Here is an 11,396-nt window from a genome sequence, read left to right as displayed (position 1 = left end):
CCGCATTCGACCGCTCTGCCATCTCTCCAAACGCTGTATTGCGTTGTTGCGAGTGCAAATATAGACTTTTTTAAATGATTTTTACAAATAGTTGCTAAAGTTTTTTATCACTTTTTTATTTCCTACTCGTAATCAAACAATTACTCGATTCTTTTTTATTACTTTTTATAATTTACTATCAAGAATCGTAAGCCAATGTTTAAGATTTCGCCCATTGTTTTGCATTTTTCAAACCTTCTGTCATAGGTCAGTTTTTGCAACGCAGTTTTCAGCTGATCTACATTCTCTTGAGGAGCTATGCAATCTTTCTTCATTACTTCCATCAAATCTCGATAATGAATCGGACTATTCATTAGCCTTTTTGCGAGCAAAGAGCGAACCTCTCGCTGATATTGTTCTATCGAATTTTTCTTCAATCGTTGTTCTACCAATTCAACCAATACTCGATTTTCTTTGAAATACTGGGGTCGATAAATCTTCAAATTCCCCTCATAACATTGCTGATCAAAATCTATCGGTCGAATTCTATATATAACTTGATTATAATCATGGATCGGAATGATCACATAATTATACGAACGCATATCGCCCAGCAGACCAATAAAACATCGTTCATTGAACTTCACAAACTCTTTGGCAATCTGCGATTGCTCTAACAAATTACATTTAGGCAAGTGCTTTTCGATAAAAACATCGCCCGGTATTCCTAATATATGTTCTTCGATTAAAGTATCTTGAAAAACAAGATAATTGATTCTATGTGGAGATAACAAATCTTCTAACTCTAATCCATAGATCCGAGAAGCGTCAGCTTTTTTCACATAATAATTGGTATAATTATCATTAAGAATATTCCTCACCCGAATCCGAAAAGGTTTCGAGTTTCCAAAAGTGCAATATTCTATACTATCAACAGTGAGAAAAGGCAAGGTTTCTTCATCACCATCAGAGTGCAGTAAGGTATATATCCTATTAAGATTCTCTTCGATTTCGGCTTGTTCAGCCTGATGATAATACACACTCAACCACAAAGTATCTTTACCATTTTCATCTTCGATCGAACTAAAATCGACAAAGCGCAACAAATCATCATACAACAATTCGATCTTGGTTGTCCGCTGATAGTTATCCAAATAAGTATATAATTCGTCATTTATCGGATAAATTGGTTTCCTGAATGCAATTTTTACGTCTTTCACGGGCTTTTTCATCCTACCAAATTTACGGCTTTTTATCGGCTTTCTGAATCATTTCATTCTACATTTTGATAGGAAAACGTAACTTAGCATTGGAAAAACACATTTTCTTATCTTTCTTTTTATCATGACATATTTTGTCGTTCTAAACAAGAATTTTGTTGCATGAAAGTTTTACACACAGCCGATTGGCATTTAGGCAAACGCTTGGATAATTATTCTCGATTAGAAGAACAAATCAACGTGATGAACGAAATTGTTCAGATAGCCGAACAAGAAAACGTAGATTTAGTACTCATTGCCGGTGATTTATTCGACACCTTCAACCCAGGTGTAGAAGCAGTTGAATTGTTCTACAAAACCCTTAAGAGGTTATCCAACAATGGCAAACGGCCTGTGGTTGCGATTGCTGGCAATCACGATTCGCCCAACCTTATAGATGCACCAAATCCTTTGGCGCGCGAATGTGGAATTATCTTAATCGGCTATCCGAAGGCGGTAATTTCTCCGTTCGAATTGGCTGATTTTTCGATTACCAAAACCGATGAAGGATTCATAGAACTTTCTCTTCATCACCTGCCCTATCCTATTAGAATTCTTCATACACCTTATGCGAACGAACGACGATTGAAACAGTTTTTAGGTGAAGAAAAAGAAGCACAATTGAATCAGGTATTAGCCAAAAACTGGCAACGATTAGCCAATACTTATTGTGATAATAAAGGGGTTAATCTTCTGATAACTCATTTGTATATGAATCCTTCTGCACAGCAGTTATTAGACGAACCCGATGGCGAAAAACCACTAAAAATCGGGAATGCAGATTTGGTTTTTGCCTCTTCTATTCCGCAAGAAATTCATTATACCGCATTAGGGCATTTGCACAAGTATCAAAATATTGGTTCGGAAGAAAAACCTATCGTCTACAGTTCTTCTCCTTTGTGTTATAGTTTCTCCGAAGCAGGACAAACCAAATACGTAAACCTTGTAGAGATTGTACCGAATGAAAGAATTAAGATGAAGAAAATCGAGCTGAAAGTAGGAAAACCTTTGATCAGGAAACAATTCGATTCGGTAGAAAAAACGGTGGAGTGGTTACAAGAAAATCAAAATGCTTTGGTGGAATTAACCTTAGAAAGCGATACGTTTTTACAAGCAAGTGATCGTCAAAAAATTTATCGCGCGCATAAAGGAATTATCCATTTAATTCCTCAATTGAAAAATCTACAAGCAGAGCAATCGACTCATTCTACCATTCAACTAAACAAAGATATTGGCGAACTGTTTCGGGACTATTTTCGGTCTAAACAAAACGCACAAGAACCAACCGATGAAATTATGGAATTGTTCAACGAAATCTTACATTCATAACCATGTTACCTCTTGTTTTACGTTTCGAAGGTTTATACTCGTACCAAGAACCCCAAGAAATCGATTTTTCTTCTTTGATTGATGCAGGATTATTTGGAATTTTCGGAAAAGTAGGAAGCGGAAAATCAACCATTCTAGAAGCGATTACTTTTGCTTTGTACGGAAATTCTGACCGTTTGGGTTCGTCTAAATTTACGTATAATATGATGAATCTGAAATCGAATAAAATGTTGATCGATTTCGAGTTCTTAAACCATGAAAATAAAAAATATAAAATCGTTCGTGAATATCGACGAAATCGCAATAATTTCGAGATTATTACACAGAAAAACGCACAATTGTATGAGTTTCGATCGAATGATTGGTATCCACTAGAAAGTTTAGATGTTGAGCCAATTATTGGTTTGAGTTCTGATAATTTTCGTCGAACGATAATTATTCCACAAGGGAAATTTCAGGAGTTTATTCAGCTTACTCCGACACAAAGAACGCATATGTTGAAGGAAATCTTCTCTCTTCAACGTTTTGATTTACAAGACAAAGTAAGTGCCTTCAACAAAAATAACCTAGAATTACTCAATAAAAATACAGGTAGACTTTCCACATTCGAAAACGTCACCGAAACTCAAATAGAAGAACTTTCATCGCAACTTTCTACTTCGATCATACAAGAAGAAAAATATCGAACAGAACACCAAAATTTGCAAGAAGTTGTAGAAAAGCTAAGACAACTAAAAGAAACTTTAGAAGAACAACAATCTAAAAAGAAAGCACTTGAAAAACTACTAATAGAAGAAAAAGGTATCCGAACATTAGAAAAACAAACCAAGCAATACGAACAACTTTCGCAAGGTTTTTCTCATGGTTTCGATGAACAAAATAAACTGCAAAAGAAAGTAAATGATTTTTTGGATGAGCAGCAAAAAGAAGAAAAAGAATTGCTTTTGCTGAAGGATAAAATCAACCAAACAGAAAAAGAAATGGCAAGTCTTCTTCCCCAATTCGAAGCTTTAGCAGATAAAAAAATAGAGGAAAAAGATTTAGAGTTTATCCTCTCTATTCTGCGAGATCAAGCAGAAATAGAAAATCTACAACTACGCTCTAGAAAAGGAATCGAAATGATTACAGAAGAAGAAAAGAAAGAAACTTCTCACCGAAATCTTCTTGCAACATTGCAAAACAAACAAAAAGAACTCGAACAAAAAAGAGAAAATATAGAAGAGCTATACGAGATAGAAAAATGGTATCAGAAGTATGAAATATTAGAGAAACAAATTGCGGAACAAGAAAATAAAATATCAAAAAACAAAGCAGATATTTTATCGACAGAGAAGCAATTCAATCCGCATTTAGCAACGCAAGAAACCCTTACAAGGGTTATTGATGAAGAGTTTTCGAAGTTAGAAAAATCGAATGAAACTTTGCGAGAACAGATTCAAAACCTCACCGTTCGACAACAATTATCGCATTATGCAATGCATTTGCACGAAGGCGAAGCCTGCCCTCTGTGTGGCTCTCTGCAACATCCTAATTTGATAGACGATGATGTTAGTGAGCAATTACAGAATCTAAGAAATAAGTTATTGCTAGGACAAGAAAAAGAAAAAACTTTGCAAAAAGATCGTCGAAACCTGGAAAATAGTTTTTCTGAAATAAAGTTTAGAAAAGAGCAATTAGCAAAGGAAGAACTAGAGCTTGAGAAATTATTTTCGAACCAAAAAAATCTTATCGATACATTCGTTTGGAAAAAGTTTCGACCTACACAAAAAAATGATTTTTTAGCCAAAAAGAAACAAGCTTTAGAGGTAGAAAATCTTCTAACCGAAGCTACCAAAGAAATAGAAAATGAACGTTTACTGTTGGATAATACGTTAAAAAACATTGAGAAATACAAAGAAGGAATTCAAGGGTTTCGCGATAAAGAAAACCAAGCAAAGGCAAGAATAGAACTCAACAGCAAAAACCTACAACGCTTATCGGTAAGCGATTATGCGCAGCAATCTCAACAAGAAATCCGATCAACTTTGGACAGTTTGAAAAGTAGAAACTTAGAAATCGAACAAAAGCAAATCGCCTTACAAGAAGAAAAAAACAACCTTTTACCAAAAGTTGCCAAGAAAGAAGCCATGTTCGATTCTATTGCAAAACAACTTCATCTTGCCAAAACTGAACTAATTTCGATAGAAAAAACTTTGTTAGAACGTTTATCGACCACCGAATTTACAACCCTCGAAGAGGTGAAAAGAATCGTACACTCGGGGCTGAATGTGGATGAAAATTGGGCGAAAATTCACCAGTTCGAATTGGAAAAAAATGCATTGAGCGAAATGGTTCTCGAGTTGGAAAACAAACTGAAAGATCAGGTTTTCGAAGAAGAAAATTATCAAACCAAAATAACAGAACTCGCATCATTGGCACAAAAACACAAAGAGTCGAATGAGCGAATGATTGCGCTAAAAACTGAAAAAGAAAGGCTAGAAAAAGCATTCGAAGAGAAAAAAAACTTACTCAAGGAACAAGAAAAACTCGAGCGAAAAGCACAAAATTTATCGACTTTGCAAAACCTTTTCAATCGAGCAGGCTTTGTGCAATATATTTCGGGCATCTATCTACAACAATTGTGTGACAATGCAAATGTACGATTCCATCGGATGACGAGAAATCAACTTAGTTTACAAATAAATGAAAATTCTGATTTCGAAATTATTGATTATCTGAATGAAGGAAAAAGTCGAAGTGTAAAAACCCTTTCGGGTGGACAAGCCTTTCAGGTTTCGTTGAGTTTGGCGCTTGCTTTGGCGGAAAGTGTGCAAGAAAATGTTTCTACCAACAAAAACTTTTTCTTTATCGATGAAGGATTTGGTACGCAAGATAGCGAAGCGGTAAATATTGTTTTCGAAACCTTATTGAGTTTACAAAAAGAAAATCGAATTGTAGGAATAATTTCGCACGTCGATGAGCTAAAAGAGCGCATTCCCATTACCTTATCGATCACGAAAGATGAAGTAAAAGGAAGTCGAATTGACCTACAATAAAGACAAAATGTCAGCTTTATTTGGTTGGTATTACTTTTGTCACTTATAAGACCGAAAACATTTAAATAAACATAAAAAATAATCATCATCATGAGTAAAGGAAATATTAATGTATCGGTGGAAAACATCTTTCCATTAATTAAAAAATTTTTATACAGTGACCACGAAATTTTCTTGCGTGAGTTGATTTCTAATGCTTCGGATGCAACCTTGAAACTAAAACATCTTACCAATATAGGCGAAGCAAAAGTAGAATATGGCAATCCGAAGATTGAAGTAAAAATAAACAAAGAAGATAAAACGCTTCATATTATCGATCAAGGAATCGGGATGACAGCAGATGAAGTAGAAAAATACATCAACCAAGTTGCTTTTTCTGGAGCAGAAGAATTTATCAACCAACACAAAGATGCCGATGGAATTATTGGGCATTTTGGATTAGGCTTTTATTCGGCTTTTATGGTTGCCGACAAAGTAGAACTTATTACCAAATCGTACAAAGATGAGCCAGCCGCGCATTGGACATGTGATGGTTCGCCAGAATTTACGTTAGAAAAAGCAGATAAAACCGATCGTGGAACAGAAATCATTTTGCATATCGCAGAAGATTCTAAAGAATTTTTAGAAGAATGGAAGATTAATGAACTGTTGCATAAATACAACAAATTCATGCCAATCCCGATAAAGTTCGGTACGAAAAAAGAAACGCTTCCTTTACCAGAAGATGCTGCAGAAGATGCAAAACCAGAGGAAATAGAAGTAGACAATATCATCAACAATACGCAACCCGCCTGGACCAAATCTCCGTCGGAACTAACCGATGAAGATTATCTTGCGTTTTACAGAGAATTGTATCCAATGCAATTTGAGGAGCCATTGTTCCATATTCACCTCAATGTCGATTATCCGTTTAATTTAACTGGGATTTTATTTTTCCCGAAATTAGGCAACAACATCAATCTAGATAAAGACAGAATACAATTATATCAAAATCAAGTATTTGTAACAGATGAAGTCAATGGGATAGTTCCCGATTTCTTGATGTTGCTACGCGGAGTAATCGATTCGCCAGATATCCCACTAAATGTCTCTCGTTCTTACCTACAAGCAGATGGAGCGGTGAAAAAAATATCGGCGCATATCACCAAAAAAGTTGCTGATAAAATGAGTTCTTTGATCACTCAAAACCGAGAAGATTACGAGAAAAAGTGGAACGATATAAAAGTAGTGATAGAATATGGTATGATTTCGGAAGATAAATTCTTCGAAAAATCTGACAAATTTGCTCTTTATCCTACCGTTGATGGAAAATATTTTACGTGGACAGAGCTATCAGACACCATAAAAGATCATCAAACCAATAAAGATGGCAACATGGTGGTTCTTTACACGACCGATGTCAATGGACAAGATCAATACATCCAGATTGCGAAAGAGAAAGGCTACGAAGTAATTATTCTCGATTCACCAATTGCTGCACATCTCATCCAAAAATTAGAATCTTCGAAAGAAAAAGTAAGTTTTGCACGAGTAGATGCAGATCATATCAATAAGTTGATCGACAAAGATGAAGTGAAAATCTCTAAGCTTTCTGATGAACAAAAAGAGAGTCTGAAAACCCAAATTACAGAGGGAATCGATAACAAATCGTACACCGTACAATTAGAAGATTTATCGGAAACCGATGCCCCATTCATCCTCACCCAATCAGAATTTATGCGCCGCATGAAAGATATGCAAGCTACAGGTGCAGCCGGTATGTTTGGCATGGGTAACTTCCCAGAAATGTACAATTTGGTAGTGAATACCAACTCTGCTTTGGCCAATGAAATTTTGACTAAAGAAAATACAGAAGAAAAAAACAGCTTGATTCTTCAGGCATTGGATTTGGCAAAATTGTCGCAAGGTTTGCTCAAAGGAAAAGAACTGACCGAGTTTATAAACCGTAGCTTCAAAAATCTATAAAAAAACAAGCCTTAAAGGATCATATCAAATAACCTAAACCGTTTCGGAGTTGCGAAGCGGTTTTTTTTGTACCTTTCGGTAGAATATTTTGGTATGAAAAGACTTTTGGTTTTGAGTTGTTTCTTCATCTCTCTGATTTGTTGTGCACAGAAAGAGAACAATACAACAGCTTTCGATTGGATCAATTCGAAATCGTTAACCGTTGATGAAGCTCGAAACTTTTATCAACTAAAAAATAATACCATCGAAAAAATAAGCAATCATCAAATTGTTGCGACATTTACTAACCAAAATAATCTTAGCAATCTCAATGTGCAAAGCTCGTTGTTGGTTACGGTTATTGCCAATCATCAAACCTTGTATTTGCTCGATAATAATTTATCGCCTATCCAAGATCCGATTTCGTTGAATTCACCCGATTATTTTTTGACTTTGGTCGGCGTAATGGATAATAACTTTCTGGTAGCGTACGATATTTTTACTCATAAACTACTACAAATCAATTATCAGAGTAGTAAAATCATCAACAGTTCTTCTATATTAACGATGCTGAAAGAAGACGAACAATTGATAAAATTATATTATCACCTCAAAAAAATATACCTCTTAACCGATCAGTCGCTATATGTTTTTGATGATTATCTTACCTATCAGAAAAAAATAAATTTACCTACATACTCGAAAATTGTTATGGTAGGAAATGCTTTTTTGTATGGGACGAAAAATGAAATATTTCTTTCTCGTCTAGACCAAACAGAACCTCAGGTAGTATACGAAGGAAATTGGTCTGACTTTGCAGCAAACAGCCGTGAACTTTTTGTGCAAAATGATAAGGATACGTATATTTACACGCTAAAAGAAAAATAGAATGCATATTGCTATTGCAGGAAATATTGGAGCTGGAAAAACCACCCTCACCAAGTTATTAGCGAAACAATACAATTGGACCGCACAGTTCGAAGATGTTGATCACAACCCCTACTTAGATGATTTCTATAACGACATGGCCAAGTGGTCGTTTAACCTACAAATTTATTTTTTAGGAAGTCGTTTCCAACAAGTAAAAGAAATAAGAGAAAGTGGGCTAAACATTATTCAGGATCGAACGATTTATGAAGATGCACATATTTTTGCGAGCAACCTAAAAGATATGGGTTTGCTAAGCACACGCGATTATGAGAATTATTTACGTGTTTTTAATTTGATGACTTCTTTTGTAAAAGCTCCCGATTTGCTGATTTACCTCAAAGCATCGATACCGACATTGGTAGCACAAATCCAAAAAAGAGGACGCGAATACGAAAGCTCTATCAGCATCGATTATCTGAATCGATTGAACGAAAAATACAACAAATGGATCGATAATTATACCGAAGGAAAACTTTTGGTAATTGATGTGGATAATTTAGATTTTGTGAAAAACCCCGAAGATTTAGGCTTCATATTCAACAAAGTAGAAGGAGAAATTCACGGTCTCTTTTAATCACACAATAAAAAAATATAAACAACGTATAAGAGCGGCAATTTTTCATCAAAATTCGACCGCCTTTTTTATCTTATGGAAACGAAAAATATAGCAAAAGGTGTGCTGCTTGTTGCCCTAGGTTCTAGCGCATACGGAATGTTGGCTACTATTGTAAAACTAGCCTACGGAGAAGGTTACACCACAGCAGAAGTTACGACTTCTCAGTTTACCTTGGGACTTTTGGGTCTGATAATTCTCAATATCATCAACCGAAAAAAACTAAAGCCAATCCAGAAAGGCGACACAACCAAATTATTAATTTTTGGTTCTTCAATGGGTTTTACCAGTTTATTCTATTATCTATCGGTACAATATATCAATGTATCTATCGGGATTGTTTTGTTGATGCAGTCTGTATGGATAAGCATCGTAATCGAAAGTTTTCTAGATAAAGTCTTGCCTTCTGCTCGAAAAATTTTAGCAACGATAATGGTTCTTTTCGGCACCTTATTGGCCACAAACGTTTTCAATCAATCGATAGATTTGGATATTCGTGGAGTTTTTTGGGGTTTCTTAGCGGCTTGTTCTTTCTCTACAACCATGTTTGTATCCAACAGAATTGCTACATATTTACCCAACACGCAAAAATCCCTTTTCATGCTTTTGGGAGGAGCCATCGTAGTTGGAGCATTCTTATTCTTTTCTCAAATAGGTCCTTATTATTTTGATGGCCTGAAATCTTTCTACAACCTCTTCTCATCAAACACAGAAGGAATCAGCGCTTTCGATGCTAGTATTTTCTTAAGGTACGGATTATTTTTATCTCTTTTTGGGACTATTTTACCGCCATTGTTGCTAACAGCTGGTTTTCCTAATACTGGACTTGGATTAGGTAGTATTGTTTCCTCTATCGAGTTACCCGTTTCGGTATTGTTTGCTTTTTTCCTTCTCAATGAAAAGGTAGAATGGATTCAATGGTTAGGCATTGCATGTATCCTTGGCGCAGTTTTTTACATGAATGCTAACCAATTAAAATCCTCACACTCTAAAATTTCTTAGTTATTTATCCCAACATCCGAATGGCTGTTTTTAGTGCACTGATAAATATGTCGACTTCTTCTTTTGTATTGTAAACAGCAAAGGAAACCCGTACAGTACCAGGGATATCATAGAAACACATAATTGGTTGGGCACAATGGTGACCAGTTCTCACTGCTACTCCTTTCTTGTCGAGGATCATTCCGACGTCTGATGAGTGAGCACCATCCAGCTTTAGGTTAAACGAGATTGCGCCTGCATGCTCTTGGTTTTCTCCATAAATTTCTACCTCATCTATTTTTTGTAGTTCAGCCATGCAATAGGCTAATAGATCATATTCGTGTGCTTGAATATTTTCTATACCAAGCGAGTTTATAAAATCTACCGCTTCTCCTAAACCTATAATTCCCGCAATATCTGGCGTACCGGCTTCGAATTTAAAGGGTAAACATGCATAGGTAGATTTTTCCATCGATACATCACGTATCATTTCTCCTCCTCCATGAAAAGGCGGCATTGCATTCAGGATTTCTTCTTTCCCGTACAAAACGCCAATACCAGTAGGGCCGTACATCTTGTGGCCAGAGAATACAAAAAAATCACAATCCATTTTTTGTACATCTATCTTGGTATGAGGTACTGATTGTGCACCATCAATCAATACTTTTGCTCCTTTTGCATGTGCTTTTTCAATAATTTTTTGAATTGGATTCACTATTCCTAAGGCATTCGATACTTGATTAACTGCTACCAAACGTGTTTTATCGGTAAGCAACGTATCTAGATTCGTCAGATCTAGACCTCCTTCTTTTTTAAGCGGAATATATTTGAGTATCAACCCTTTTCTTTCTGCTAATAACTGCCAAGGAACGATATTCGAATGATGTTCTATCTCGGTAATAAGAATCTCATCTTCTGTTTGTAATGTTTCGCCAAATGAATAGGCTACCAAATTAATTGCTTCGGTAGTTCCGCGCGTAAAAATTACTTCATGTTCGTTTTTAGCATTGATAAATTTTTGAATTTTTCTACGGGCTTCCTCCATTTTATCGGTTGCTTCTTGACTCAATGTATGGATTCCGCGATGCACATTGGCATTATAATGTTTATAGTAATATTCGATGGCTTCGATTACTTGAATCGGTTTCTGAGAAGTTGCTCCATTATCGAAATAAACAAGAGGTTCTCCGTTTACTTTTCTCGATAAAATAGGAAACTGTTTTCTTATTTGTGTAATATCCATATTCTCTTTGTTTGTGTTATTGAATAAAATAAGTTGTAAGAAATTCATCCTACAACCTATTTTTAATAATTATACTATCGTAT

8 protein-coding genes are annotated in these 11,396 nt (G+C 35.5%); 6 read left to right on the top strand and 2 right to left on the bottom strand.

Going from position 1 to position 11,396, the window contains the following annotated elements:
• Nucleotides 1–158 precede the first annotated feature (158 nt).
• Nucleotides 159–1,199: a hypothetical protein gene (locus tag HMPREF2660_RS01470; RefSeq protein ID WP_041942218.1), complete on the bottom strand. Its 1,041-nt coding sequence runs from the start codon at nt 1,197–1,199 to the stop codon at nt 159–161.
• A 162-nt stretch (nt 1,200–1,361) separates the two neighbouring features.
• Between HMPREF2660_RS01470 and HMPREF2660_RS01465 the strand changes: the two genes are divergently transcribed.
• From HMPREF2660_RS01465 to HMPREF2660_RS01440, 6 genes are all read left to right on the top strand, one after another.
• Nucleotides 1,362–2,567 carry a metallophosphoesterase family protein gene (locus tag HMPREF2660_RS01465; RefSeq protein ID WP_070485369.1) on the top strand — a complete coding sequence of 402 codons (1,206 nt, stop codon included), beginning with the start codon at nt 1,362–1,364 and terminating at the stop codon, nt 2,565–2,567.
• Between the two features lie 2 nt (nt 2,568–2,569).
• Nucleotides 2,570–5,602 (top strand): AAA family ATPase, encoded by a 3,033-nt coding sequence (locus HMPREF2660_RS01460; RefSeq protein WP_070485367.1) that lies wholly within the window; start codon nt 2,570–2,572, stop codon nt 5,600–5,602.
• Nucleotides 5,603–5,692: 90 nt separating this feature from the next.
• Nucleotides 5,693–7,567, top strand: a complete 1,875-nt coding sequence (gene htpG, locus HMPREF2660_RS01455; protein ID WP_070485365.1) for a molecular chaperone HtpG — start codon at nt 5,693–5,695, stop codon at nt 7,565–7,567.
• 93 nt (nt 7,568–7,660) lie between these two features.
• The gene (locus tag HMPREF2660_RS01450; protein WP_070485363.1) at nt 7,661–8,434 is read left to right on the top strand and encodes a hypothetical protein; all 774 of its coding nucleotides are present in this window, start codon (nt 7,661–7,663) and stop codon (nt 8,432–8,434) included.
• Between the two features lies 1 nt (nt 8,435).
• Nucleotides 8,436–9,050, top strand: a complete 615-nt coding sequence (locus tag HMPREF2660_RS01445) for a deoxynucleoside kinase (RefSeq protein ID WP_013597457.1) — start codon at nt 8,436–8,438, stop codon at nt 9,048–9,050.
• Nucleotides 9,051–9,125: 75 nt separating this feature from the next.
• Nucleotides 9,126–10,091 (top strand): EamA family transporter, encoded by a 966-nt coding sequence (locus tag HMPREF2660_RS01440; RefSeq protein WP_070485362.1) that lies wholly within the window; start codon nt 9,126–9,128, stop codon nt 10,089–10,091.
• Between the two features lie 4 nt (nt 10,092–10,095).
• On the opposite strand, the gene HMPREF2660_RS01435 is transcribed toward HMPREF2660_RS01440, so the two are convergent.
• Nucleotides 10,096–11,313, bottom strand: a complete 1,218-nt coding sequence (locus HMPREF2660_RS01435) for an aminotransferase class V-fold PLP-dependent enzyme (protein ID WP_041942033.1) — start codon at nt 11,311–11,313, stop codon at nt 10,096–10,098.
• Nucleotides 11,314–11,396 lie beyond the last annotated feature (83 nt).

It is taken from the genome of Weeksella sp. HMSC059D05 (assembly GCF_001809725.1).
GTDB lineage: Bacteria > Bacteroidota > Bacteroidia > Flavobacteriales > Weeksellaceae > Weeksella > Weeksella virosa.
Note: the sequence above shows the minus strand (reverse complement) of the source record. Positions and strands in the feature narration are given on the sequence as shown.

Coding starts and splice junctions, on each gene's coding strand:
- HMPREF2660_RS01440 (WP_070485362.1), top strand. CDS start 9,126: ATGGAAACGAAAAATATAGCAAAAGGTGTGCTGCTTGTTGCCCTAGGT.
- HMPREF2660_RS01460 (WP_070485367.1), top strand. CDS start 2,570: ATGTTACCTCTTGTTTTACGTTTCGAAGGTTTATACTCGTACCAAGAA.
- HMPREF2660_RS01435 (WP_041942033.1), bottom strand. CDS start 11,313: ATGGATATTACACAAATAAGAAAACAGTTTCCTATTTTATCGAGAAAA.
- HMPREF2660_RS01450 (WP_070485363.1), top strand. CDS start 7,661: ATGAAAAGACTTTTGGTTTTGAGTTGTTTCTTCATCTCTCTGATTTGT.
- HMPREF2660_RS01465 (WP_070485369.1), top strand. CDS start 1,362: ATGAAAGTTTTACACACAGCCGATTGGCATTTAGGCAAACGCTTGGAT.
- htpG (WP_070485365.1), top strand. CDS start 5,693: ATGAGTAAAGGAAATATTAATGTATCGGTGGAAAACATCTTTCCATTA.
- HMPREF2660_RS01445 (WP_013597457.1), top strand. CDS start 8,436: ATGCATATTGCTATTGCAGGAAATATTGGAGCTGGAAAAACCACCCTC.